Origin of the sequence: Parerythrobacter aestuarii, from assembly GCF_030140925.1 — a bacterium.
GTDB lineage: Bacteria > Pseudomonadota > Alphaproteobacteria > Sphingomonadales > Sphingomonadaceae > Parerythrobacter > Parerythrobacter aestuarii.
The window spans coordinates 239,035-263,086 of record NZ_JARBWD010000001.1; the positions used below are offsets into that span (position 1 = coordinate 239,035).

Here is a 24,052-nt window from a genome sequence, read left to right on the forward strand (position 1 = left end):
CAGGCAAGTTTTCGAATACCCATGGACGCATTGTTTTTGTTTCCCCCGGAAGCCGTGGCGAGTGTCGCGGCTGGCAGCAAGGCTGATATTCTCGCCTTGCTGGCGGATCATCTTGCCACGACATATGGGCTCAACCGAGACGTGGTTCTGGAGGGGCTGGAAGAGCGCGAGAAGCTGGGCAGTACCGGTTTTGGCCGCGGAGTCGCCTTGCCGCATGCGCGGATTGAAGGATTGAGCAGGCCAGTTACGGCCTTGCTGCGGCTCGATACGCCGTGCGATTTCGACGCGGCCGACGGAATGCCGGTCGATCTTGTGTTTGGCCTGCTCTCACCCGTCAATGCCGGAGCAACGCATTTGCATGCGCTGGCCGCAATCTCGCGGCTTGTTCGCGATGATGACACGCATCAACGGTTGGCAGAGGCGCCCGATAGTGAAGCGCTGTATGCCCTGATCACCAATGCGGTGGATCGTGACGCAGCCTGATGATGGCAGTGGGGCGGCGCTCCACTACCGGGCGCTTGAGCGCCTCTACGCCTCCGCACCGATCAACCAGCTATTCAAATCTCAGCTTGCGATCGAAGAGCGGGGACGCTCACGGATAGAGTTCGAGGTGTCCGAACAGTCTTACCATGCCGCCGGTGCGGCGCATGGCACGATCTATTTCAAGATGCTCGATGATGCGGCTTTCTATGCCGCCAATACGCTGGTGACCGACCGTTTCCTGCTGACAACCTCTTTCAACCTCCATTTCACCAAGCCGGTTCGCACCGGCAAGGTGATAGCAGAAGGTCGCTGGGTCAGTGGCAAGCGGCGTGTCTTCGTAGCCGAATCGCGCCTTGTGGACGATGAAGGCGAGGAGATCGGTCGAGGCACCGGCACTTTCATGCGGTCGCACATCGCGCTGTCGGGCTTGCCCGGCTATTCCCCCAACGCACCATGAGCGGCGATTCACGTCTCCCTGCTCACCTCGAGATCTCTGCGCTGATTCGACTTGTCGAAACCACGGGCGGATTTGCGACTGTGCTTGCCAAAGGCGAGCGGGATGCCGGTACAATCTTGCTGGTTACACAAGAAAATGGCCGGAACGCGCAACTTTATGAAAGGATGCCACAGCTCGATGGAGGCCGCGCATGGACGCTTGTGCGCAAACAAGATACTGAAAAACCGAATGATTTTAGCGATTATCTCGATCGGCGACGAAAACAGGACAGCGATGTCTGGATTTTGGAGGCAGATATCGCGGATGGCGCACAGTTCGTCGAAAGTCTGCCGCGTTAAGTTGACTTAAACGTCAACTACCCTATTTGGCCCGCCAGCTTCCAGGTGCGCAGGCGGCGCGACGGCATTTCGGTCGTTACGCAAGCACGCAGACGGGGGGCGGCCGGCAGGCCCAAACACGAACCAACCACAAGCTATCGCGAACAACGCGGACACGGTTCCAGCCTGCGTCGGGTGCGCTCACCGCACAGTAACTGAGTTCAATGAGTCGTAAGACCCACCTTGTGGGCGTTGCCGCGATTGTCGCGGGCGCCGTCATGATCGTTGGCACTTCCGAAGTTTCGGGCGCCAATGCGCAACAGGCAGACGTGGCCCCCACCACTGATGCTCCCCTGGTCGATGAGACCGTTCCGGTGTTCGTTTCGGAAGAAGTGGTCCAACCCATTCCGGAATCCGGCACCGAACCGAGCGTGCAGACCGAAGCTCCAGTCGATGCGGCCTCGCTGCACGACCTGCTGGCGCGGATGGATACTCCCGGTGAGCTTTCGCGGCAGATGGAATGCCTGGCCGGAGCGATCTATTTCGAATCGCGCGGCGAGCCGGTCAACGGCCAGTTGGCTGTGGCACAGGTGATCATCAACCGCGCGGAATCGGATGTCTTCCCGTCGGACTATTGCGGCGTCGTCTACCAGAAATCGCAGTTCTCCTTCGTCAAGGGTGGCCGGATGCCGCGGATCGCGCGCAGCTCGGCATCGTGGCAAAATGCCAAGAAGATTGCCCGCATTGCCCATGAAGGGCTTTGGGAAAGTGAAGCTCAGGATTCGCTCTACTTCCACGCGAAGTACGTGAAGCCGAAGTGGAGCTATCGCAAGCAGACCCGTGCGACGATCAAGACGCACATCTTCTACCGCTAGGATTTCAGCGAGCTAAAACCCCGCCCACGCGCCTCCCCGCGTTCGGGCAGGGTCGCAGGGAGCCCCTTCGTGTCCGACGGGACGCGGAGGGGTTTTCGCTATCTGGGGTTCAATCTGAAGCGATCTCCACCCACACCGGGGTGTGGTCGCTGGCTTTCTCACGCCCGCGATATTCCTTGTCGACACCGGTGGCGACGAGCCGGTCGGCCAGTTCGGGCGACAGCAGGCAATGGTCGATCCGGAACCCATGATCGCGCTGCCACGCGCCGCGCTGGTAGTCCCAATAGGTCCAGACGCCCCCGCGCGGATTGAGCGTGTTCACCGCATCGGTCCAGCCATCGGCCAGCAGCCGGTGATAGGCATCGCGCGATTCGGGCTGCATCAGCGCATCGTCCTGCATGGCCTTGGGCGACCACACATCCTTGTCTTCCGGGATGACATTGAAGTCGCCGGTAACGATGGTCGGTTGTTCGCTCGCCCACAGCTCGGCCATGCGTGCGCGCAGTTTTTCCATCCAGGCCAGCTTGTAGTCGAACTTGGGCCCCGGGTGCGGGTTGCCGTTGGGCAAATAGAGGCAGGCGATACGCACGCCGTTGACGTCGGCTTCGAGATAGCGGGCCTGTTCGCCTTCGCCCTCCTTTGGGCCATCGATCCCCAGGCCGCGCTGCTTCTCCTCCGGCTTCACACCGTCAGCGAGGATCGCGACGCCATTGAAGGCCTTCTGGCCGTGCCAGATCGCATGATAGCCGATCTTTTCGAATTCCTCAGCGGGGAAGCCATCGTCCTGACTCTTGATTTCCTGCAGGCAGGCGACGGTGGGCCGGGTTTCCTCGAGCCATTCGATGAGACGCGGCAGCCGCGCCTTGATGCCGTTGATGTTGAATGTGGCGATCCGCATGCAGCGGACCTTAGATGCCGAAGCTCGAACCGCAACCGCAACCTGCGGCAGCTTGCGGGTTTTCGACCCGGAACGCCGCGCCGCCTAGCGATTCAACGAAATCGACGATCGAGCCTGCCACCAGATCGAGGCTGATCGGATCGACCACCAGCTTGACTCCTCCGGTCTCGCTTTGTGCATCGTCGCGGTCGGCAGCGTCGGCCAGTTCGAACTTGTACTGGAAACCCGAGCACCCCCCGCCCTCGACAGCGAGGCGCAGGATCGCAGGCTTGCCTTGCTTGTCGGCGATCCAGCGCACGCGCTTGGCGGCGGCTTCCGTCAGGGCGGGAGTCGTTGTCATGCTGTCGATGTAGGGTCTTGCCCGACCACTCTCAAGCGGTCTGGATATAATCGCGCATGGCCTGTGCCTCATGTTCGACTTCATCGATGCGCGATTTGACCAGGTCTCCAATCGACAGGAAGCCGACGAAGGCTCCGTTGTCAGTGACTGGAAGGTGGCGAATGCGACGCCGAGTCATAAGCGCCAACGCTTCCAAGACCGTGGTGGACTTTTCGACGGTGATCGCAGGAGCCGTCATGACTTGGCCAACGAGCTTTTCGAGGCAGGACGTGCCTTCATCTGCCATGCGGTAAACCACATCGCGTTCGGAGAAAATCCCTGCAACCGAACCGTTCTCCATAACCGGCAAGGCGCCGATCCGCTTGCTGGCGAGGATTGCTATCGCCTCGCTCACCGGCTGGCCTGCATTGCAGGTGACGATCTCGGACGCGTTCCGTCCTGCAATAAGCTGAGCGATTTCCATGGCGAACCTCCTTCCACCTACACCGCAAACATGCCACGGAACGCCCGATTTGGCGAATCGTTGTAGTAATATCGATCTCCCCGCCGCGCAGGACCCTCTCATGCTGCCCAAGTCCCCTCTCGAAGACCCGGAGAACGCCGCCTACGCTTGGGCGCGTTATCGCCGGCTGATGCGCTTCATGTTCCTTGCCACGCTCGGTGTGGTCGTGATTGCCATGGCGCTGCTCTATACCCAGAACGACAATCTCTCGCCGCACTTCTTCATCGCTGTGGCACTGGGAATCGGTTTCTCGATGATGCTGATGAGCGCACTGATGGGGCTGGTATTCCTCTCCAACGGAACCGGGCATGACGAATCCGTCGACAACCGCCTGCCACGCCACGACGAGGATTAGCCGGGGATTGAGTGCAGCCGGTATTGCTCGACCGGCTTTCCGCCGATCAGGTGTTGCTGGATAATCGCTTCCAGCGCTTCCTCGTCACAGGAGTGGTACCAGACCCGATCTGGCCAGACGACAGCGATCGGCCCTGCCTCGCAGACCTGGAGGCAATCGGCCTTGGTCCGCTGCACCCCGCCTTGCCCGGCGAGACCCAGCTCCTTGAGTCGCCGCTTGAGGTACTTCCACGCCCGTTCACCCTCTTCCCGGCGGCAGCATTTCTGCTTCTCCGACAGGCCGCACAGGAAGATGTGCCGTTCGATCGTCTCGCCACCGATCTTGGCGAGCGCACGGCCGGCTTTTCCCAGATCGCGAGAGGAGCTCACTCTTCCGGCGACTCGCCCAGCCAGCGTTCCAGCCACGCGAACACCGTGTCGTGCCATTGCAGCGAATTCTTCGCACCAAGCACCCAGTGGTTCTCTCCCGGGAATACCAGCAGTTGCGACGGGATCCCGCGTTCCTGCAAGGCGGTGAAGCTGGCAATGCCCTGGGTGTAGGGGACGCGGAAGTCCTTCTCACCCGTCACGACCAACATCGGCGTCTGCCACTTGTCGACGTGGTTCACCGGGTTCCATTTCTCGTAGAGTTCTTTTGATTCCTCGTAGGAACCGCCGAAATCCCAGCGCGGAAACCACAGTTCCTCGGTGGTGTAATAGAAGCTGCGCATGTCGAACAGGCCGTCATGCTGCACGATGCACTTGAAGCGTTCAGGCCAGTTGCCGGCAATCCAGTTGACCATGTAGCCGCCGTAGCTGGCACCCATGGCGCAAGCCCGATCACCGTCGATCTGGGCATCGAGTTCGAGCGCGGCAGCGAGGCCTTTCTGCAGGTCTTCCAGCGGCTTGCCGCCCCAGTCCTTGTTGATCGCGTCGGTGAAGGCCTGCCCGTACCCGGTGCTCCCGTGGAAATCGACCGAGATCACCGCATAGCCCTGGCTGGCCAATACGCGCGGGTTCCACCGACTTGACCAGCCATCGTTGAACGAACCCTGCGGGCCGCCGTGGATATAAAGGATCGCCGGCATCGGACCGTCGTGGTTCTCCAGCTTGGTAATCTGGCCCCACACGGTGTCGCCATTCGCGCCGGCAAAGTTGAAGCGCGTGGTGACGGTGGAGGCCAGCGCCCCGACCTTGCCCGAAGCGACCTGCGTCAGCGGCTTGGCCTGCTGCCACTTGCTCGACAGGAACAGTTCCGCCGGCGCCCCGATCGAATCGCGGGTGAAGAGCAAGCGGCCTCCGGCGAGCGGGATCACATTGCCGATATGTGCTTCATTGCCGGCCATCAGGTCGAGCTTCTCGACCTTGCCGCTTTTCGGGTCGACCCGGAAGGCCGGCGTATCGAGCACGTCCTGCGCGGTGGCGACGATCCACTTGCTGTCCGGCGTCCATGCCAGCGACCCAAAGCTGCGGTCGAAGTCCAGGGTCAGCGCGCGGGTTGTGCCGCTGCGAAGGTCGCGCAGCATGATGGTGAGCTTGTCCGCCTCGTAGGTCGGGCGCTCCATCGCGAGGTAGGCGAGGTACTTGCCGTCGGGTGAAGGCACAGGGCTGGTGTCAGTTGCCGCGTTGCCAGCGGTGAGGTTGGTCGGCCCACCGCCATTGAGGTCAGCGCGGTAGATGTCGAGATTGGTCGAGAGGGGCTCGGACTTACCGGCTTCGCGGGCAACGAAATAGACTGCGGAACCGTCAGGAGCCCAGGCAATGTCCTCGCCACCGCCAAACGGCTTGGTCGGGGTGTCGCCCACAATTGAGGTCTTGTCCTCTGCCGGCCCGTCGAGCGCTTCACCGTCACCTACCGCCTTGCCGTCTTCGAGGCCGAAGACAAAGACGCGGCTGTAGGTGCCAGGCGTTTCCCAATCATCCCAGTGGCGCACGAAACCGTCATCGCCCTCGTAGAGTCGGCCATCGCCGGGCCCGGGCAGGTGGAAGGTTCCATCGTTGTCACAGCCAAAGGCTTCGCAATCGCGTGCGATCGATGCCCACAGCGCGATGTTGTTGCCATCGGGCGAGAGTGCAAAACCGTCAATCGGGGTGCCGATATTGGTCACTTGCATCGGGCCCGTGACGTTTCCGTTTGCTTCAAGCGCGGCGCGCCAGACTTCGGTCGAACCGCTTTCGTCGCCGCTACCTTCGTCGGGGCGATCGGACAGGAAATAGAGGAAGTTGTCGGACCCGAACACGACCGAGGAAACCGAACCACCCAGATCCAGCTCGACCGGTGCGGATTCGAGATCGGTCAGACTGCGAAGATAGAGCTTGCTGCTCCTTTTGAGCGTTTCTTCGTCGGTAATTGTCACCGAGTAAACCGCGAATTGCCCGTCGCTGGATACGGTGGGGCTGCCCAACCGCGGCATGGTAACGAGGTCGCGTGCAGTCATGGGCGCGACTGCGTCCTGTGCCAGGAGCGGCGCGGAAAGCGAAGTTGCGAGGGCCAATGCCAGCGCAGTCCCGAGATGTTTTGTCATGGCGCGCAGGTCTAAGCCTTCAGCCGCGCGCTGCAAGGGATTTCCTGAAGCCCGTGGGCTTGGGCGTTAGCCCTTCTTGCCGGCGATACGGGCAATCTCGTCGCGCACCATCTGCTCGACCATCGGCGGCAGGTTCTTGTCCAGCCACTCGGCCAGCATCGGGCGCAGCATTTCGCGCACCATGCCTTCGAGCGAGGTCTCCCCCGAACGGACGATCTGGGGCTTGGCACCCGGTTCGGCCAGCATGGCGAGAGCGGCGAGGTTGTCGCGCATCGAATCACGCACGGCATTGGTGAGCAGCGGGGAATCGTCTGCTTCGCCGGCTGCGTCGCCAGCATCGTCCGCGTCGAGATCGTCCACCATTGCGTCGGCATCGAGCTCGAGTATCTCTTCCGCCTGGTTGTCATCGGCAGGTTCCGGCAGCTCTTCCGTTTCGCTTTCGCGACGGCGGCGTGCCTCCATCGCACCGGCGCGGTTGTCGCGCGCGATGACTTTCTTGATCGATTCGAGAATTTCCTCGACCGAGGCTTCGCCCTGCTGGCGCATGCCGTATCCCCCGATTGCCCTCAGTTGACCCTATTGCTGCGGCGATGGATCGGCCGCTGCAGCCGGAATCTCTGCATTTGGAGCAGGAATGTCAACGGTTCTTGTAGCTTGCGCTTGCGGTTCGGGGTCGCGATCCCAGTCCCAGAAGCGCCCGTTGACGCGTTCGTAATTGTCCATCGGGTCGTACAGGACGCCGCCTTCGAGACCGAGATCGCGGGCTTCGGCCTTGCCCATCGCAGCCAGCAGCGAGAAGCCGGCGACATAGGCGTTGCGCCGCGCGGTCACCAGCTGAGCGCGGGCTGTGAGCAGCTCCTGCTCGGCATTGAGGACGTCGAGGATCGAGCGGTTGCCGATAGAGTTCTCCGCGCGCACACCTTCGAGGCTAAGCTCTGCCGCTTCGACCGCAAGGCGCGAACTCTCGATGACCTGCAGTGAAGCCAGATGGCTGGAGTAAGCTGCGCGTACTTGTGCAATCACATCGCGCTCGGCGGCAATGACCTGTTCCAGCGACGCCGATTCGCGCGCTGCCGCTTGCCGCTGGCGCGCGGCGGGCAGGCCACCCTGGAAAATCGGGATGGAGAAACGAACCCCGGCACTCGCTGTCGTCTCGGTCTGTGAGAACAGCGGGTTCCCACCGGCGAGGGTGCCGAAGTAGTCATTGTAGTCCAGTCCGGCAAACAGGCTGACGCTGGGCAGCCGCCCTGCCCCGGCAGTCTTGGTATCGAAGCCGGCGGCCTTGGCGCGTTCACGCGCGGCGATCAGGTCCGGATTGTGCTCCAGTGCTGTCTCGACAGCTTCCACCGGCGATTGCGGGAGGTTGGGCAGGGGTGGCGGTGGCTGCAGGTCGTCAGGTGCCGAGCCGACGAGCCGGATATAGGTTTCGCGTGCCTGGATCAGGCCCGCCTTGGCGTTCTCAAGGTCGCCGCGGGCGAGTGCCAGCCGCGATTCGGACTGGGCAATATCGGTACGGGTCAGGTCGCCGATCTCGAACCGATCGCGGGTTGCTTCGACATTGACGGACAGGACATCGACCTGGTTGGCATTGAGCGCAACCAGCGCCTGAGTGCGCAGCACATCCATATAGGCTGCCACGACCTGCGCGAAAATGCTCGATTCGGTCCCGCGCAGGCTGGCCTGCCCAGCCTGCACGCGCTCTTTCGCAGCCTTGAGGCCGTTCTTGACAGATCCACCTGAATAGACCGGCACAGAAAGATCGGGCCCGACATTGAACAGCCGTTCGGTCGGGTTGAACGAGTTGGGCGACGGCTTGACGAACTCCACATATTGCCCGGTCGCCTGGACGCTAGGCAGGCCCGCCGCGCGCTGGATGTTCGGGTTCTCGTCCTCGGCCCGCTGGGTTGCCCGGGCAGCCTGCAGCGTCGGGTTGGTCTGATAGGCTTCGACCAATGCTTCGCGCAGCGTATCGGCCTGCGCCGGGGTGGCGGCCAGCACAGCCACGCCTGCCAGCAAGCCAGCACTGCACGCGCGTCGCGCCATGATCAGAAACTCCAACCTTTGGGTTTGTCGAATGCGGAGAGGCGCGGGAGAGCGACGTCTTCCACTGTCTTGAAGGCGATATCCTTGCCGACCTTGCGACCGGTGGCGAGGCGAGCCACACCATTGCCGAACAATCCGGTCACGAGCCGACCGGTGTCGGCCAGTCGCTTGGTCAGAGCGGTCGGGCATTCCTCGATCGCGCCGTCCACCAGGATCAGGTCATAGCTGCCGCGCTTCTTGCCTGACAGGGCATCGGCCACCGATACCGTATCAACTCGGGCAGCGAGCGGCGCGACGAGTGTGGCCAGGTAACCATTGCTGTTGTCGACGACCAGCACGGTTTCCCCTGCTTCGGGGCGGGCCTCGGCCAGCATCTTGCCGTGCGACACCGGCTGCGCCAGCGTGCCACCATCGGGCAGGGCGATCGCGCGGTCCATGTAGCAATAGCCCTTTGCGTCGGCCGGTACGAAATCTTCGCGCGCAACGGCACCCATGCGTTCCAGCACAAAGGGCGCGTTGACGCCGCTGGTGCGGAGCTGGCTGTCCAGCATGGCGCGGCGCGCAGCCGCAAAATCCAGGGGGCGGGTGGCAGTGTCGATCATGATACCTCGTTCCGGAAGCTGTATTACAGCAACAACACAGTTCGTCAATTGCCGCTTTAAAGACACGCAGCGCCCGGGCCAAGTGCTTTGACGCCTGCCGCATCACGCGCCTATGGGCGCATCGTGCCAATTGGCATCCCGGTTCTACGAGAAGGAGGTTCGCTTCGATGAGCGACATGGTGGTTATCAAGGAAGACGACCTGATCGAAAGCGTCGCCGATGCGCTGCAATTCATCTCCTACTATCACCCGATGGATTATATCCGCGCGCTGGGCGCAGCCTACGAGGCGGAGCAAGGCCCGGCGGCCAAGGACGCCATTGCGCAGATCCTTACCAACAGCCGCATGTGCGCCGAGGGCCACCGCCCGATCTGCCAGGACACCGGGATCGTCAACGTGTTCGTCAAATGGGGCCAGGAATGTCGCCTCGAATCGAAGCTGAGCTTGCAGGACGTAGTCGATGAAGGCGTGCGTCGGGCCTATAACCACCCTGACAACAAGCTGCGCGCCTCGATTCTCGCCGATCCCGCCTTCACCCGCCGGAACACCCGCGACAACACGCCGTGCGTCCTCTCGGTCGAGATGGTGCCCGGCAAATCCGTGAGTATCGATGTGGCGGCCAAGGGCGGCGGCAGCGAAAACAAATCCAAGTTCAAGATGATGAACCCCAGCGACAATATCGTCGACTGGGTGGTCGAACAGATACCTTCCATGGGTGCGGGTTGGTGCCCGCCGGGCATGTTGGGTATCGGCATCGGCGGGACCGCAGAGCATTGCATGAAACTGGCGAAGCAAAGCCTGATGGACCCAATCGACATGGCCCAGCTCAAACAACGCGGCGCACAGACAGATATCGAACAGCTGCGGATCGACATCTTCGACGCGGTCAACGCCCAGGGGGTCGGCGCGCAGGGATTGGGCGGCCTCTCGACCGTGCTCGACGTGAAGATCTACGATGCTCCGTGTCATGCCGCAGGCAAGCCAGTGGCGATGATCCCCAATTGTGCGGCCACCCGCCATGCGCATTTCACTCTCGATGGCTCGGGCCCGGCCTATCTCGAACAGCCTGACCTGTCGCAGTGGCCCGATGTGCATTGGGAGCCCGATGCTGCAGCCAAGCGGGTCGATCTCGACAATCTGACGCAGGAGGAGGTCAACAGCTGGCAGCACGGCGACAGGCTGCTTCTTTCGGGCAAGATGCTGACCGGGCGCGATGCCGCGCACAAGCGGATCCAGGACATGCTGGCCAAGGGCGAAGACCTCCCCGTCGATTTCAAGGGTCGCGCCATCTACTACGTCGGCCCGGTCGATCCGGTGATGGGCGAAGTCGTTGGCCCGGCCGGCCCGACCACCGCGACCCGCATGGACAAGTTTACCGAGATGATGCTCGATCTCGGCCTGCTGGCCATGATCGGCAAGGCCGAGCGCGGGCATGACGCGGTCGAAGTGATCAGCCGCTATAAGGTGGCATACCTCATGGCGACCGGCGGCGCAGCCTATCTGGTGGCGCGCGCCATCAAGGAATCCAGGGTTGTCGCCTTCGAAGACCTCGGGATGGAGGCCATCTACGAGTTCACCGTCAAGGACATGCCAGTGACAGTCGCGGTCGATAGCCGGGGCAACAACGTCCACACGCTCGCCCCGGCGCAGTGGAAGCGGCGGATTGCCGACGAGCACCTGCTGGAAAAGGGTTGAGCGAGGCAGCCACGACAGGAGAGGTATCGCGCTCGACCAAGCGCAGAGTCGCTTCGACCACGGTGCTGGTATCGGCGACCCGTGTCAGGCTAGAGGCGAGCTGACGATATGTTTGCAACTGAAACCTCTTCTCCTGACAGCACGGCGCGCCTGCCGCTGCGCTATGTGCTTGGCTCGATCATCGGCCTGTGGGCGGTCTATTATCTATTGATCACCGCCCGTGGCTCGTTGATCGGGATGGAAATGGAGACTGAGCTGCTGCTGCGACGCGGCGCAGTCTGCCTCACCGGCGTCGGCGTCACCATCGTCCTGTGGCTGATCATGCGTCTGTTCGATGCGCGCGCGACCTGGCTCAAGATCGTGGTTGCGCTTCTGGTCGCGTTTCCCGGTGCGGTCATGATCGCACAGGTCAACCAGGTCATGTTCGCTGAGATTCAGGAGAAGATGTACCAGGAATTCGCCAAGGAGCGCGGCGTCAGCCTGCGCCGCGACGAGGCGGGTAACTTGCTGGTCGAGATTCCCCAGCCGCGCGACTGGACGCTCGAAACCGATGGCGAAATGCTGGATGGTGAAATGGGTGAAAAGGCGGAAGAACCGATGTTCACCTTCACGCTGGAAGAAGCAGGCGAGGGTTATGCCCGCTGGTTGCCGATCGTGGATGCCGCCCTTAGCCGGTATTACCTGCTTCTGACCTGGGCGGCGCTTTATCTCGCCATGTTGGCAGGGGCGCAGGCGCGCGCAGCAGAGCGGCGCGGAGAACGGTTCCGTAGCGCTGCCAAGGCAGCGGAACTGCGATCCCTGCGCTATCAGGTCAATCCGCACTTCCTCTTCAATACGCTCAATTCGCTGTCGTCGCTGGTGATGACCGGCAAGGCAGAGCGGGCCGAAGAGATGATCCAGGCGATGAGCAATTTTTATCGCCACAGCCTCGCCGATGACACCACTGCCGATGTCCCTCTGGTCGACGAATTCGAACTGCAGAAGCACTATCTCGATATCGAGAAACTGCGTTTCCCCGACCGGCTCAAGGTGAAGTTCGAACTGCCAACTGCACTCGAATCCTGCCGTGTGCCAGGCATGATCCTGCAGCCGCTGGTCGAAAATGCGGTCAAGTATGGAGTGGCGACAGTCAACCGCCCGGTGACGATCCATGTCAGCGCCGACGAAGAATTCGACCGGCTGGTCATCCGCGTGGCCGACGATGGCCCCGGCGTTCCAAAGGGCACCGCACCTGGCTTCGGTATTGGCCTTGCCAATGTGAAGGACCGGATCGAAGCCCGTTTCGGACGCGATGCGACCATCACCGCTGGGCCGGTCGAGGATGGCTATGTTACGGAGCTGCGCCTGCCGCTCGAACGGAGGAGTTGACGTGACAGAAGAGACCCCCGCGCTGAGGACCCTGATCGTTGACGACGAACCGCTCGCCGTCGAGCGGATGCAGGTGATCTGTTCGAAGATCCCGGCACTCAATGTCGTTGGCACCGCCAGTGATGGCGAGGCCGCGCTGCGGCTCGTCGAAGCCCTGGCACCCGACCTGGTGCTGCTCGACATGACCATGCCCGGGCTCGACGGCCTTGGTGTCGCACGCAAGCTCAGCAAGCATGAAAGCCAGCCCGCTGTGATCTTCGTTACTGCGCATGATCATTTCGCGGTCGAAGCCTTCGATACCGATGCGGTCGACTACGTGCTCAAGCCGGTGGCTCAGGAACGCCTTGCACGGGCCATCGATCGCGCCGTCGCGCGGCGCGGCGAAGCCCGCAGCGAGCGCGAAAGCGAATGGCTGCAGGAGCTGTGGGTCCCGCATCGTTCCGAGTTGATCCGTATCGAGACCGCGCAGGTTGGCCGCGTGGATGCCGAGCGTGACTATGTGCGGCTCTATGTCGGCAACGGCGAAGATGAGCGCACTTACCTGTTGCTGCAAACCATCGCCGGCCTGGAGAAGCGCCTCGATCCGGTCGAGTTCATCCGCATCCATCGCTCTACCATCCTGCGCAAGGATCGCATTCGCGGCCTGCGGCACGATGGGTTGGGTGTGTGGTCCGTCGAACTCGATGACGGCGAAGCCTTGCGCATAGGGAGGACCTATCTCCCCAAGGTCAAGGCAATGGCTGGGAGGTAGTGTTTGTTCTCCGCTCCCACCGCCGTGGGAGCGTCCTTGCAATTGTATTGCGCAAGCGCGCCCCGCAGGTGCTCGACGCGAAGCGTCGAAAGCGCACCGAGGACGCTCGCGCGGAGGTGCGAGCGAAACACCAAGACGCAAAAACCCCGAGCCGGGGGACTGCATCCGGCTCGGGGCTCGAAGACCGACCTTGGGGGTGCAGTCTCCTTAGGCGGCTGGGGTCGCGTCAGCCACCCATACGGGCTTCTTCAACCACCTGTGCGAACTGCCGGGTCGCGAGGCGCTTGGCTTCCTTGTAGCACTTGGTAGCGGTGCGGTTCTTCACGCGGCTGCCGGTCTGGATGGCATCGACGCGGCAGAACTTCTTGGCTGCGGAATCGATCCGGAATTCCAGGGTGGCCTGGCCGGCTTCGCTGGTGAGGTCGAGATCGTCATACTGCACGACCATGCTTTCGGTCTGCTCTTCAGCCAGCGCGGGGGCACCGGTCATGGCAGTGGCGAATGCCGCAAGGGCGATAAGGGGGGTCTTCATTGTTCGTTTCCTCCGTTAGCGACGGCCTCAAAGGGGGGACTGGCCATCTGCGAATATGGAGATACGGGGCGCAATCGATTCGTGCATTGGAGCTTCGATTACAGGCGTCATCGAGTCGACAAGGGATGCCGTCGGCAGACGGATCGGCGAAAACGGCGGACGAACGACCATTGGCAATCGATGAAGGATTTTGTCAGAATGCGACCATGCCGCTGATCTTGCTCTTCGTGCTGGGAATCGCCAATTTCGCACTGCATCGTGCGGTGTTGGCGAGCAATCATCCGGTCATTCGCGATTCGGCCTGGTTCACCAAGGCGCTTGGCGGCAAGGCGACTTTGCTGACGGAATTCGTCGTGCTGCTCGCCGCCATGCTGGCAGCGGCTAACGGCTATGGCTCCATTGTCTGGGTCTATGCCGGCTACACCTTGCTCAATGGCCTGGCGGCCTGGCTGATCCTTTCACGCAGGGTGTAATGCTCGATGCAAAACCGGCTGGCGTGTGCTTCGCGATCTGCTAGGCGCGCGGCATGGCAGCTGATCAGACCCGTGTGTTCCACGTCAGCGATGTGCATTTCGGTGTCGAAGACCGAGAGGCACTCGACTGGTTCGCTGCCGCTGTGGCGACTGAGCGCCCCGATGCGGTGATCTGCACCGGCGACCTGACCCAGCGCGCAACACATGCCCAATACCGGGTCGCGGCTGACTGGTTCCAGTCCTTGCAAACACCGATCATGCTCCAGCCCGGCAATCACGACATGCCATACTACAACCCGTGGGAGCGGTTCCGCACTCCTTACGCTCGAGCCGCGGCGCTGGAACAAGCGGTAGGCAGCGAACTGGAGCTTCGGCATGCGCTGGTGGTCCCTTTCGACACCAATGTACGCGCACAGCTGCGGTGGCCCTGGTCAGATGGTGTGGTGACGCGGGGCAAGCTCGATGCGGCGCTCGATCGCCTGGCCCGGCTGGCCGACGACCCGCGCCCCAAGCTCGTCGCTTGCCATCATCCGCTCTTGCCGGCCGAAGACGGGAGGAAGAACCCCACCATTCGTGGCGACATGGCATTTGCAGAGCTGGCAGCGGCAGGGGCAGACGCGGTGCTGAGCGGCCATGTCCATATCCCCTTCGACATGGTGCGCGCGCGGGGCAATCACTCGATGCGGATGATCGGCGCGGGGACGCTATCGACGCGGCTGCGCAACAATGTGCTGCCGTCGTATAATGTCGTCACAATCGGCGCGGATGGAACCATCGAGATCGAGATCCGCTCGATCGCGGGCCGATAAGCAGGGCAGGCAACGAAAAAGGGCGACCCGTGCGGGCCGCCCTTCTCTTGGTGTTTGGTGATTTGAAGGCTTAACGCTTGAAAATCAGCGCTTGCTGAACTGGAAGCTGCGGCGAGCCTTGGCCCGGCCGTACTTCTTACGCTCGACCACGCGGCTGTCGCGGGTGAGGAAACCAGCGGCTTTCACCGTGCTGCGCAGCGCCGGTTCGTACTTGGCCAGCGCTTGGGCGATGCCGTGCTTGACCGCACCGGCCTGGCCCGACAGGCCGCCGCCGCGCACGGTGGCGACAACGTCATACTGGCCCTGGCGTTCGGTGATGGTGAACGGCTGGTCGATGATCAGGCGCAGTGTCGGGCGAGCGAAATAGATTTCCTGATCGCGACCGTTCACTGTGACGGTGCCCTTGCCCGGCTTGATCCAGACGCGAGCCACGGCGTCCTTGCGGCGACCGGTGGCATAAGCACGGCCTTCCTTGTCCAGCTCCTGCTCGCGCAGAGGCGCAGTGCTGGCCGCGATTGCAGCAGCATCGCCTTCCGGCGCGTCGCCGGCGATGGCGCCGAGGTCGGCTAGGTCGGAGACGGTTTCCGCCTTCTTCTCTTCGGCCTTCTCGTCAACCGGCGCAGCTTCTTCGGCAGCTGCTTCTTCAGCAGCAGCCTCAGCCTGCGGAGCCTCGGTTTCCGTGGTTTCGGGAGTCTCGATAGCCGGAGTTTCGGCCGCCTGCTCTTCGGTCTTCTTCTTGTCGGCCATTATGCGGTGACCTTGTTCTTGCGGTTCATGGAGGCAACGTCGAGCACGGCCGGCTTCTGGCCGTCATGCGGGTGCTCGGTGCCGGAATAGATGTGCAGCGCCTTCATCTGCGCCCGGCCCAGCGGACCGCGCGGGATCATGCGCTCGACAGCCTTTTCCAGCACACGCTCGGGGAAGCGGCCTTCCAGCACCTTGGCCGGGGTCGTTTCCTTGATGCCGCCGGGGTGGCCGGTGTGCTTGTAATAGACCTTGTCGGTCATCTTCTTGCCGGTGAACTTCACCTTGTCGGCATTGAGGATGATGACATGATCGCCGCAATCGACATGCGGGGTGTAGCTCGGCTTGTGCTTGCCGCGCAGGTGGTTGGCGACGATCGCCGCGAGGCGACCGACAACCAGTCCGTCGGCATCGATAATATGCCAGTTCTTTTCGACCTCGGCCGGCTTGATCGACCGGGTCGCTTTGGTAAGCGCCTTCATGGCTGGTCTCGTTCCTTAGTGTTCAGCTGGCTGCGGCACGGGCCGCAGGCATCAGTCGCGAATCCCCTAAGGGACGTCGCTCAGGGCGCGCCAAATGGTCGCGAATGGCCGTCAAGTCAAGCAATAGTGCGGGTTTGGGCGGAGGTAAAATAATACCGTGCGCTAGTCGCGAGGTGTCAACCCGCCCAGCCAGGCGGCAGTTGCCGCGCCTGGGGCATCGCATTTCCAGCCGAGCACGGCTGGCGTATCATAGGGGTGCAGCGCTTCGAGCCGCGCTACGGCTCGCTCCAGCAGCGTCACATCGGTCTTGAACAGGACGCCGATCTCGCTCCCTTCCCCGCGTTCTCCCTGCCATTCGTAAAGCGATTCCACTGGACCCAGCAGGTTCGCGCAGCCGATCAGCTCTTCGTCGAGCAATTGTGCAGCGACCTCGCGCGCGCTCTCGCGGTCGGGGAAGGGGGCATATACCAGCGCTGCCATCAGGCCGTCCTACGCGCCGTGCCGATGGCATGCGCCGCCCAGGCGGTGGCGATCACCAGCAGCGCCCCGGTCAGCTGGTGGGCGACCGCGAGCCACAGGTTCACACCCGTCATCACTGTGGCGATGCCGAGCAGAACCATGGTGCCAAAGGCCGAATGTACCGCAATCGAGGCACGGCGGTCGAGCGGGCGGACCTTGCGGGCAAGCCAGACCAGCGCCGCCACCGCGACCCAGGCCCACCATCGGTGCAGGAAGTGCAACAGATACGGGTCGTGGGTTATCGCCCAGAAAAGCCCTCTCGAACTGTCATATTCGGGTACAAAGCGCCCTTGCATTAGCGGCCATGTGTCGGATGCCAAACCGGCATTGAGGCCGGCCACCCACGCGCCCAGCAAGAGCTGCATGAACAGCACGATAGCAGCGATGGCTGCGACCCCACTCAGCCGCGCGGGCTTCGCATCGGGCACGCGCGACAGGCGGCGCAGGTCGAGCGCGGTCCAGACCAGCCCCGCCAGCGTGAAAAGGGCAGTAAGCAGGTGCACCGAAAGCCAGAAATGGCTGACATCGGTCATGTCGCCGCTCAGGCCAGAGCGAACCATCAGCCAGCCAAACGTCCCTTGCAGACCACCCAGCGCCAGCAGTGCGATGAGCCGCAGCTTGTAGCCCTGCGGGATCATCTGGCGAATCCAGAACCAAGCGAGCGGCAGTGCAAAAGCCAGCCCGATCAACCGCCCGAGCAACCGATGGAACCATTCCCAGAAGAAGATGAACTTGAAGTCGGCCAGCGTCATCCCGGCCGGCCCGGCTTCAAGCCGATATTCGGGTGTCGCCTGATACTTGGCAAACTCGGCCTGCCAGGCCTGTTCGCTGAGCGGGGGAAGGGTGCCTGTTACCGGCTGCCACTGAGTAATGGACAGGCCCGATTCGGTAAGGCGCGTGATCCCGCCGATGCCTACGATTGTCACAACCATGGCGGCGACCATGAACAGCCAGCGATACAGCGCCACCGGCGATGCGCGAGCGCCCGACTCGCCAACCGGTACTTCGGAAAGTGTTGCCATAGAGCCCCAATGGTCGTGCCCGCGCCCCGTTTCAAGTCGGTTGCATGCAACAACCCTTGCGAAAAGATATACCGTAACATACATGGGGCGCACGATGAATCAGCCGAGTCACTCTTTCCGGTCGCGCCTGGACCGGGCAGGCATTGTCCTGTCGGGCCTGTGCCTGATCCATTGCCTTGCCAGCATTGCAGTGATTTCGGCCCTCGGGCTGGGCGGGCAATGGCTGTTGTCGCCGGAGATTCACCGATGGGGCCTCGCTTTCGCATGTGTCATCGCCGGTGTGGCGATCGGCTGGGGAGCCATCCGGCACCGCCAGCGCACGCCGTTTGTGATCGCCATGATGGGGCTGACATTCATGGGCGGCGCGCTGGCGGCCCCTCACGGTGTTGAAGAGGCGGTGCTGACAATCATCGGGGTCACGCTGGTTTCCACCGGGCACATCCTGAACTTGCGCCATTCGCATTGACCGCTATTTCGCTCGCATGAGCGAACAGCTGACCCTGACCGTCAACGGTGAGACCCGCCGCACAGCGACGCGGACCATTGCTGACCTGGTGCGCGAGCTTGACCTGCTGCCGGAAAAGGTAGCCGTCGAGCACAATGGCGAGATAGCCCCGCGTTCGCGGCTCGCCGAGATAGCCTTGAGCGATGGCGATATGCTGGAGATCGTGCACTTCGTGGGCGGCGGCTAGGTAACGCTCGTATTGCCGCACCCCGCAAACCGGACTAGGCGAGGCATGACTTATTCCGGGGAAGTCGCATGAAGAAATCGCTTATAGCAGGCGCATTGGCCGCCGCCGTCTGTCTTACCGGTGGCGCGGCGCAGGCCAAAGCACCCAAAGAGCGCTTCTGCAGTTTCATCCATCAAACCGAAGACGGAAAATTCAGGCACGAGAGCAAGCTGGGCTGGAGCCTCTTCTCTGCCCAGGCTGAGCCGGGCGAGATTTCGTATCCGGCAAGCGTGGTCGGAGTGACCTGTTTGCGTGACCCCATCTTGCTGGTTCCAGAGGATGCCGAGTCGCTGCGCCTCGGGCTCAAGCTCTATCTCGCCGACCCAAAGTCGGGACAGACTGTCAAATACGAAGCCGTTGACGGCAAGGTCGTGCACAATGCCTCTGCTGCCGTACTGGGCAGGTCTCTGATGAAGAAATTGGAGAAAGCGATAGCGCAGGTCGAAGCGCTGCTGTGATGCTTGCCGGGAGCTGCCAGGGACACTAGTGGCCCGGAACATGACCAATGCGATCACTCCCCAGCCGGCAGACAATTGGACCGTTGCCGGGCGTACCTTCAACTCTCGGCTGATTGTCGGAACCGGCAAGTACAAGGACTTCGAGGAGAACGCCGCCGCGGTCGAGGCTTCGGGTGCGGAGATCGTCACTGTCGCGGTGCGCCGGGTCAATGTCAGCGATCCCAAGGCGCCGATGCTGACCGACTATATCGACCCCAAGAAAATCACCTACCTGCCCAACACCGCCGGCTGCTTCACCGCCGAAGATGCTATCCGCACGCTGCGGCTGGCGCGCGAGGCCGGGGGCTGGGACCTTGTGAAACTGGAAGTGCTGGGTGAAGCCCGCACGCTCTATCCCAACATGGTCGAGACCATCCGCGCCTGCGAAGTGCTGGCCAAGGAAGGGTTCAAGCCGATGGTCTATTGCACCGACGATCCGATTGCGGCGAAGCAACTGGAAGAGGCGGGTGCGGTGGCGGTCATGCCGCTGGGTGCACCGATCGGTTCGGGTCTGGGCATCCAGAACCGCGTGACTATCCGCCTGATCGTTGAAGGGGCGAGTGTGCCGGTGCTGGTCGATGCGGGCGTTGGTACCGCGAGCGATGCCGCGGTGGCGATGGAGCTGGGCTGCGACGGTGTCCTGATGAATACTGCCATTGCCGAGGCCAAGGACCCGATCGGCATGGCCCGAGCCATGAAGCTGGCGGTAGAGGCGGGTCGGGAGGCATATCTCGCCGGCCGCATGGCCACCCGCAAATATGCCGACCCGTCCTCGCCGCTGGCCGGACTAATCTAACTTTCACCTAACGGCTTGTTAACCAAACTGCGCGACATTCCCCTGGCAACAAGGGAACTGTCTTATGGCTACCACCGGCATCCAGAGCCTGAGCATCGCTGAAATGCGCGAGTTCGCCAGCTTCACGGCCTGCGAACAGCGCTACATCCGCCGCAGCCTCGATATCGGCCTCGGCCGTTGCGACGCCTTCAAGGTGTGGGCACGCAATGCGGAAGAGAACATCGCCATCCGCAGCCAATACGTTGCCTACCAGGAACTCAAGCGCCTGCGTGACGAGTTGGCGCATGTCGGCCCCGGCGATCGCATTGACGGCCTGATCGGGACGCTAATCCACGTTGCGACCTTCGACCTGGGCCAGGACAAGATCGAAGGCTTCTCCGCCTTCCGCTTCCTCTACGAACGCCTGCTCGGCGCAGAAGTACGCCCGTGGCTGCCCAGCACTTTCGTTGCTGCCGCAGCGCTGCCCGATATCCGGCCGGAACGTCGCAAGATCCTGCTGCAATCGCTGAGCGAAGCCGCCGCCACCGCGCCCGGCTGGAGCGACCAGCAGCCGACCTTCTACCCCGAATTCATCGAGGCCGAAGCGGCCTGAGCCGGGTTGCCGATACCATACCGGTCAAGATTTTCACTCCAGTAACAAGGCGGCCCGCCCCGAATGATGCGGGCCGCCCTGTTTCGCGTCTGACCTGATTGCTCGACGGTTCTAGAAGGCCGCAGTCGCGCCTACGAGAACCACTTCGGTGTTCGCTTCACGATCCGACCATGTGCTTCCGTCGGGGAAGTTGCCACCCGACACGAAGTTGAGCGGCGCAAACCCGTCGACATGGATGAACTCAGCAAACAGGTTGAGGTTGGAAACCGGGAACCACGATAGGCCCAACACGGCTTGGTTCTGGCGTTCCCATGGCGAATCTTCCGACCCTGCGATGAATTTCGAGAACTCGCCCGACACCGCCAGCGTTCGTCCTTGCTCAGCGTCCGACACTGCTCCGAAGCTGTAGCGACCACCAAGTGTGAAGGCCTTGGTCTTCACGGCCGGAAACACGCTGAGCGGATTCGTCGGGACCGGTACATTCGAACCCGGCCACACTTTCGTGGTTTGCGCGTACTCGCCCAGCAGGCGAATCGGGCCATAGGTCAGCCGGCCATAGGCGGCGATACCAGGGTTGTTGTCGGCACACGGATTGAAATGAAAGACCGGATAGCCCTGGCAATAGGAAGTAGCATGCTGGTAGCTCGCCCCGACCATGACCCCGTCACCATCGCTATTGAAGGGCACGGAATATCGCGCGTCGACGGCGAAGTTGTTGAGCTTGGAAGGAACGTTGGTTCCACGCACCGGCGAGTTGGCCGAGCGGAACTGAGCACCGCCCTGTACTGCCATTGCCCGGATGTCGAGTCCGCCTGTCGTTACTCCCAATTGGGCACCGTAAGCCAGCGGCGAGAAGGCGTGCCAATTTGTCGAATTGGTGAATGGGCTGACCGTATCGTTGAGACCGAACGGGACATCCATCTTGCCGACCAGAGCATAGACCGGTGACTTGTCGAGGTTGCCCCACATGATCCAAGCCCGGCGCAAGGAGATATTGTTGCGTGCCAATCCGGTGATCGTTCCGGACGCGAAGTTCTGCTGCGGGTCATAGAGCAACTCGGCATATGCGGTCAGATCCTTCGTGACGCGCGCCGTAACTGCAATGTTGGCGCTGTGCAGCAAGGCTTCGGATACCTCGAAGCCGATCTGGTTGGCGCTGGTCGGGTTGCGCATCAGGTAGCCGAACTTGCTGTCGCGGTTTGACCACTGGAAATCCGCAATGGCGGTCACCTGGCCAGACAAGGTGAGCCGGTCGTCCAGCGAACCGGCTTGCAGCGCGCGAAGCTGGACCAGCGGCTTGCTGTTTACGTCGACTGCCTGATCGAGCACGCGGAAGGCATAATCCGACCGGATTCCGATGGTGTCGGTGAAGCCGCGCGCCGGACGCGCATCATCTGCAACTTCGCCAACAGCCGTCACCACTGGGCCGCGAGCTTTGGCCTCGGCAATGCGAGCGTCCTGCTCGGCTGCTTCGAGCGCCGCGTCAGCTCGCAAGGTTGCGAGCTCTTCTTTGAGAGTCCGGTTTTCCTGTTCCAGCGATTCGAAGCGTTGTTCAAGCGCTTCAAGGCGTTCCAGCAAGGCTGCATCTTGTGCCGCGGCTGGAGTGGCGAAGGCAATGGTTGCAGCGCCTGCCAACAAAGCCAGGCGTGCAAAGCTGCGCGTATCCGGACGCGCATGCGGAGTCGATTTCACAAATGTCCCCAGTACGAATGAATTGATCCCAAGGTGTACCCGGCCACGACCCCTTGGCACGGACACAAGCCCGGCTAACCGGGTCGGTTGCGGATTGAAACAGGCAGTCTAAAAAAGCCTGCAATATCTTAGGTTAATCCACAGATCAGGACTGGCCCGGATTCATCCCCGATACAACCCGTCGAGCCGTTCCTGATACCGCTCGCGGATCTTGTGGCGGCGGATCGATTGCTTGGGGGTCAGTTCCTCGTTGTCGATGGTGAAGGCCTCGTCGGCGAAGGCGAAGCCGCGAACCTTTTCGATCACGGACAGGTCCTGATTGACCCGGTCGATGGCGGTGCGGATCGCGCTGCGGAATTCGGGCGTGTCCTGTAGTGCCTTGAGATCGAACTTCTTGCCGTTGGCCTTGGCCCATTCCAGCGCCCATTCGGCATCGGGCACGATCAGCCCGACGACATAGGGTCGCCGGTCGCCCGCCACCATCGCTTGCCCGATCTCCGGCTGCAGCGTCAGCAGGCCTTCGACCTTCTGCGGGGCGATATTGTCGCCCTTGTCGTTGACGATCATGTCCTTCTTGCGGTCGGTGATGACGATCCGCCCGGCTTCGTCCAGGTGTCCGATGTCGCCGGTGTGGAGCCAGCCATCTACCAGCGTGCGGCGGGTCTCGGCATCATTGTGCCAATAGCCGTGCATCACCAGCTCGCCACGCACGAGGATCTCGCCGTCTTCGGCGATCTTCACTTCCACGCCTTTCATCGGCGGGCCGACCGTGTCCATCTTGAGGCCCGCCGCCGGCCGGTTGCAGCTGATCACCGGCCCGGCCTCGGTCTGGCCATAGCCCTGCAGCATGGTCAGCCCCATGGCCTCGAAGAAATTGCCGACTTCGGGGTTTAGCGGGGCACCACCGCTGACCATGGCTTTGATCCGCCCACCGAAGCGCTGGCGGATCTTGGGCCGCAGCAGCCGCTCCAGCACGAAGTCCATCGGCTTGTCGCGCTTGCGGCTCTTGCCCCCGGTCTTGTGTTCTTCGATGCTGAGCGCGCGGTCCATCATGTAATTGGCGAGCCGGCCTTGCTTGGAAACTTGCTTCATGATGCGGGTGCGCAGCACTTCAAACAGGCGCGGCACCACCACCATGATGGAGGGCCGGGTCTCTTCGATATTGCTGGCGAGTTTTTCCAGCCCTTCTGAGTAGAAGATCTGTGCGCCCACCCCGATGGGGAGGAACTGGCCACCGGTGTGCTCATAGGCATGGCTCAACGGCAGGAAGGAGAGGAAACGCTCGTCGTCGTCGAGCCCGAAGTCATTGGCGAGGATTTCCGCTGCGCCGTACACATTGCACAGGATCGAGCCATGGTGCTGAATCACCCCGCGCGGTGCGCCGCCGGTGCCACTGGTGTAGATTATGCAGGCGGCATCCCCACGGCCGATGCCCTTCAGCCGTTCCTTCACTGCTGCCCGCGCAGCAGCTGCATCGCCCTGCAGCAGGTCAGCCCAGAAGTGGACTTGCTCGGCCCCGGCGGACTGATGAGAACGGATCGAATCGATCGCGATGACATGGTCGGCCATGCCGGTATGCATGATCGCCGGAAGCAGCGGATCGGACAGCTTCTCGTTCGAAACGATCACTGCCCGTGCGCCCGAATTGTCCAGGATATGAATGTGGTCGCGCTGGGTATTGGTGGTGTAGGCGGGGACTGTGATGCAGCCGGCCGCCATGATGGCAAGGTCGGCGATGCACCATTCGGGCCGGTTCTCGCTGACCAGCATCACGCGGTCGCCATCTTCCAACCCCAGCCGCCTCAGGCTTTCCGCCATGAGACAGACCTGATCGGCGACTTCGCGCCAGCTCTGCGTGACCCAGGCCCCGTCGCGCTTGGCCCCGAGGAAAGGCTGTTCACCCTTGGCATCGGCCCGATCGAGGAAAAGGTCGACGAGGTTCTGGGCCGTCTCGATATCGCTCAGCTGCACCAAT

General features: G+C 62.3%; 30 protein-coding genes. 15 read left to right on the plus strand and 15 right to left on the minus strand.

Going from position 1 to position 24,052, the window contains the following annotated elements; translation table 11 throughout:
- Window positions 1–21: 21 nt before the first annotated feature.
- From QPW08_RS01220 to QPW08_RS01235, 4 genes are all read left to right on the plus strand, one after another.
- Window positions 22–483: a PTS sugar transporter subunit IIA gene (locus QPW08_RS01220; RefSeq protein WP_284123902.1), complete on the plus strand. Its 462-nt coding sequence runs from the start codon at window positions 22–24 to the stop codon at window positions 481–483.
- Window positions 458–940, plus strand: coding sequence for a PaaI family thioesterase (locus QPW08_RS01225; protein WP_284123903.1), 483 nt, complete (start codon window positions 458–460; stop codon window positions 938–940). Before QPW08_RS01220 ends, QPW08_RS01225 begins: the two co-directional genes overlap by 26 nt.
- A complete protein-coding gene (locus tag QPW08_RS01230; RefSeq protein ID WP_284123904.1) occupies window positions 937–1,278 on the plus strand; it encodes a DUF1491 family protein in 342 nt (113 codons plus the stop codon). The genes QPW08_RS01225 and QPW08_RS01230 overlap by 4 nt, the downstream gene beginning before the upstream one ends.
- 203 nt (window positions 1,279–1,481) lie before the next feature.
- The gene (locus tag QPW08_RS01235; protein ID WP_284123905.1) at window positions 1,482–2,132 is read left to right on the plus strand and encodes a cell wall hydrolase; all 651 of its coding nucleotides are present in this window, start codon (window positions 1,482–1,484) and stop codon (window positions 2,130–2,132) included.
- Between the two features lie 109 nt (window positions 2,133–2,241).
- Here the strand turns inward: QPW08_RS01235 and xth are convergent, their stop codons facing one another.
- The 3 genes from xth to QPW08_RS01250 are packed head-to-tail and all read right to left on the minus strand — an operon-like array spanning window position 2,242 to window position 3,833.
- Window positions 2,242–3,030, minus strand: a complete 789-nt coding sequence (xth, locus tag QPW08_RS01240) for an exodeoxyribonuclease III (RefSeq protein ID WP_284123906.1) — start codon at window positions 3,028–3,030, stop codon at window positions 2,242–2,244.
- 10 nt (window positions 3,031–3,040) lie between these two features.
- Window positions 3,041–3,370, minus strand: coding sequence for a HesB/IscA family protein (locus QPW08_RS01245; protein WP_284123907.1), 330 nt, complete (start codon window positions 3,368–3,370; stop codon window positions 3,041–3,043).
- 31 nt (window positions 3,371–3,401) lie between these two features.
- Window positions 3,402–3,833 (minus strand): CBS domain-containing protein, encoded by a 432-nt coding sequence (locus QPW08_RS01250; RefSeq protein WP_284123908.1) that lies wholly within the window; start codon window positions 3,831–3,833, stop codon window positions 3,402–3,404.
- 100 nt (window positions 3,834–3,933) lie between these two features.
- On the opposite strand from QPW08_RS01250, the gene QPW08_RS01255 reads away from it, so the two are divergent.
- Window positions 3,934–4,227 (plus strand): hypothetical protein, encoded by a 294-nt coding sequence (locus QPW08_RS01255; protein ID WP_284123909.1) that lies wholly within the window; start codon window positions 3,934–3,936, stop codon window positions 4,225–4,227.
- Here the strand turns inward: QPW08_RS01255 and QPW08_RS01260 are convergent.
- The 5 genes from QPW08_RS01260 to QPW08_RS01280 form a co-directional block, all read right to left on the minus strand.
- Window positions 4,224–4,595 (minus strand): (2Fe-2S) ferredoxin domain-containing protein, encoded by a 372-nt coding sequence (locus QPW08_RS01260; RefSeq protein WP_284123910.1) that lies wholly within the window; start codon window positions 4,593–4,595, stop codon window positions 4,224–4,226. The two genes, QPW08_RS01255 and QPW08_RS01260, sit on opposite strands and share 4 nt — an antisense overlap.
- A complete protein-coding gene (locus QPW08_RS01265) occupies window positions 4,592–6,730 on the minus strand; it encodes a S9 family peptidase (RefSeq protein WP_284123911.1) in 2,139 nt (712 codons plus the stop codon). The genes QPW08_RS01260 and QPW08_RS01265 overlap by 4 nt, the downstream gene beginning before the upstream one ends.
- A 66-nt stretch (window positions 6,731–6,796) precedes the next feature.
- Entirely contained in the window at window positions 6,797–7,276 is a 480-nt protein-coding gene (locus QPW08_RS01270; protein ID WP_284123912.1) for a DUF2497 domain-containing protein, read from the minus strand.
- Between the two features lie 30 nt (window positions 7,277–7,306).
- Window positions 7,307–8,773, minus strand: coding sequence for a TolC family outer membrane protein (locus QPW08_RS01275; protein WP_284123913.1), 1,467 nt, complete (start codon window positions 8,771–8,773; stop codon window positions 7,307–7,309).
- A gap of 2 nt (window positions 8,774–8,775) precedes the next feature.
- A complete protein-coding gene (locus tag QPW08_RS01280; protein ID WP_284123914.1) occupies window positions 8,776–9,375 on the minus strand; it encodes a protein-L-isoaspartate O-methyltransferase family protein in 600 nt (199 codons plus the stop codon).
- Window positions 9,376–9,542: 167 nt separating this feature from the next.
- Here QPW08_RS01280 and QPW08_RS01285 point away from each other — a divergent pair, with 167 nt between their 5' ends.
- The 3 genes from QPW08_RS01285 (at window position 9,543) to QPW08_RS01295 (ending at window position 13,188) form a co-directional block, all read left to right on the plus strand.
- Window positions 9,543–11,069: a fumarate hydratase gene (locus tag QPW08_RS01285; RefSeq protein WP_284123915.1), complete on the plus strand. Its 1,527-nt coding sequence runs from the start codon at window positions 9,543–9,545 to the stop codon at window positions 11,067–11,069.
- 108 nt (window positions 11,070–11,177) lie between these two features.
- Window positions 11,178–12,437 (plus strand): sensor histidine kinase, encoded by a 1,260-nt coding sequence (locus QPW08_RS01290; RefSeq protein WP_284123916.1) that lies wholly within the window; start codon window positions 11,178–11,180, stop codon window positions 12,435–12,437.
- Window positions 12,397–13,188 carry a LytR/AlgR family response regulator transcription factor gene (locus tag QPW08_RS01295; protein ID WP_284123917.1) on the plus strand — a complete coding sequence of 264 codons (792 nt, stop codon included), beginning with the start codon at window positions 12,397–12,399 and terminating at the stop codon, window positions 13,186–13,188. Before QPW08_RS01290 ends, QPW08_RS01295 begins: the two co-directional genes overlap by 41 nt.
- A 226-nt stretch (window positions 13,189–13,414) precedes the next feature.
- On the opposite strand, the gene QPW08_RS01300 is transcribed toward QPW08_RS01295, so the two are convergent.
- Window positions 13,415–13,720, minus strand: a complete 306-nt coding sequence (locus tag QPW08_RS01300) for a UrcA family protein (protein WP_284123919.1) — start codon at window positions 13,718–13,720, stop codon at window positions 13,415–13,417.
- A 206-nt stretch (window positions 13,721–13,926) separates the two neighbouring features.
- On the opposite strand from QPW08_RS01300, the gene QPW08_RS01305 reads away from it, so the two are divergent.
- The gene (locus QPW08_RS01305; protein WP_284123920.1) at window positions 13,927–14,193 is read left to right on the plus strand and encodes a hypothetical protein; all 267 of its coding nucleotides are present in this window, start codon (window positions 13,927–13,929) and stop codon (window positions 14,191–14,193) included.
- A 53-nt stretch (window positions 14,194–14,246) separates the two neighbouring features.
- Window positions 14,247–15,002 (plus strand): metallophosphoesterase family protein, encoded by a 756-nt coding sequence (locus QPW08_RS01310; protein ID WP_284123921.1) that lies wholly within the window; start codon window positions 14,247–14,249, stop codon window positions 15,000–15,002.
- A gap of 84 nt (window positions 15,003–15,086) precedes the next feature.
- On the opposite strand, the gene rpsI is transcribed toward QPW08_RS01310, so the two are convergent.
- From rpsI to QPW08_RS01330, 4 genes are all read right to left on the minus strand, one after another.
- A complete protein-coding gene (rpsI, locus tag QPW08_RS01315) occupies window positions 15,087–15,554 on the minus strand; it encodes a 30S ribosomal protein S9 (protein WP_284126269.1) in 468 nt (155 codons plus the stop codon).
- Between the two features lie 194 nt (window positions 15,555–15,748).
- On the minus strand, window positions 15,749–16,228 hold the full coding sequence (gene rplM, locus QPW08_RS01320) for a 50S ribosomal protein L13 (protein WP_284123922.1): 480 nt from the start codon (window positions 16,226–16,228) through the stop codon (window positions 15,749–15,751).
- A gap of 162 nt (window positions 16,229–16,390) precedes the next feature.
- On the minus strand, window positions 16,391–16,708 hold the full coding sequence (cutA, locus tag QPW08_RS01325; RefSeq protein ID WP_284123923.1) for a divalent-cation tolerance protein CutA: 318 nt from the start codon (window positions 16,706–16,708) through the stop codon (window positions 16,391–16,393).
- Window positions 16,708–17,769 (minus strand): COX15/CtaA family protein, encoded by a 1,062-nt coding sequence (locus QPW08_RS01330; RefSeq protein ID WP_284123924.1) that lies wholly within the window; start codon window positions 17,767–17,769, stop codon window positions 16,708–16,710. The genes cutA and QPW08_RS01330 overlap by 1 nt, the downstream gene beginning before the upstream one ends.
- Window positions 17,770–17,863: 94 nt before the next feature.
- On the opposite strand from QPW08_RS01330, the gene QPW08_RS01335 reads away from it, so the two are divergent.
- The 5 genes from QPW08_RS01335 (at window position 17,864) to QPW08_RS01355 (ending at window position 20,385) form a co-directional block, all read left to right on the plus strand.
- Window positions 17,864–18,235: a MerC domain-containing protein gene (locus QPW08_RS01335; RefSeq protein ID WP_284123925.1), complete on the plus strand. Its 372-nt coding sequence runs from the start codon at window positions 17,864–17,866 to the stop codon at window positions 18,233–18,235.
- Window positions 18,236–18,251: 16 nt separating this feature from the next.
- The gene (gene thiS / locus QPW08_RS01340) at window positions 18,252–18,461 is read left to right on the plus strand and encodes a sulfur carrier protein ThiS (protein ID WP_284123926.1); all 210 of its coding nucleotides are present in this window, start codon (window positions 18,252–18,254) and stop codon (window positions 18,459–18,461) included.
- A gap of 68 nt (window positions 18,462–18,529) precedes the next feature.
- On the plus strand, window positions 18,530–18,958 hold the full coding sequence (locus QPW08_RS01345; protein ID WP_284123927.1) for a hypothetical protein: 429 nt from the start codon (window positions 18,530–18,532) through the stop codon (window positions 18,956–18,958).
- A gap of 40 nt (window positions 18,959–18,998) precedes the next feature.
- Window positions 18,999–19,793, plus strand: coding sequence for a bifunctional sulfur carrier protein/thiazole synthase protein (locus tag QPW08_RS01350; RefSeq protein ID WP_284123928.1), 795 nt, complete (start codon window positions 18,999–19,001; stop codon window positions 19,791–19,793).
- A gap of 64 nt (window positions 19,794–19,857) precedes the next feature.
- The gene (locus QPW08_RS01355) at window positions 19,858–20,385 is read left to right on the plus strand and encodes a hypothetical protein (RefSeq protein WP_284123929.1); all 528 of its coding nucleotides are present in this window, start codon (window positions 19,858–19,860) and stop codon (window positions 20,383–20,385) included.
- Window positions 20,386–20,496: 111 nt separating this feature from the next.
- Here QPW08_RS01355 and QPW08_RS01360 read toward each other — a convergent pair whose 3' ends face one another.
- Both QPW08_RS01360 and QPW08_RS01365 read right to left on the minus strand, forming a co-directional pair.
- Window positions 20,497–22,077, minus strand: a complete 1,581-nt coding sequence (locus QPW08_RS01360; protein WP_284123930.1) for a hypothetical protein — start codon at window positions 22,075–22,077, stop codon at window positions 20,497–20,499.
- A gap of 162 nt (window positions 22,078–22,239) precedes the next feature.
- Window positions 22,240–24,051, minus strand: a complete 1,812-nt coding sequence (locus tag QPW08_RS01365; RefSeq protein ID WP_284123931.1) for an AMP-dependent synthetase/ligase — start codon at window positions 24,049–24,051, stop codon at window positions 22,240–22,242.
- Between the last annotated feature and the right edge of the window lies 1 nt (window position 24,052).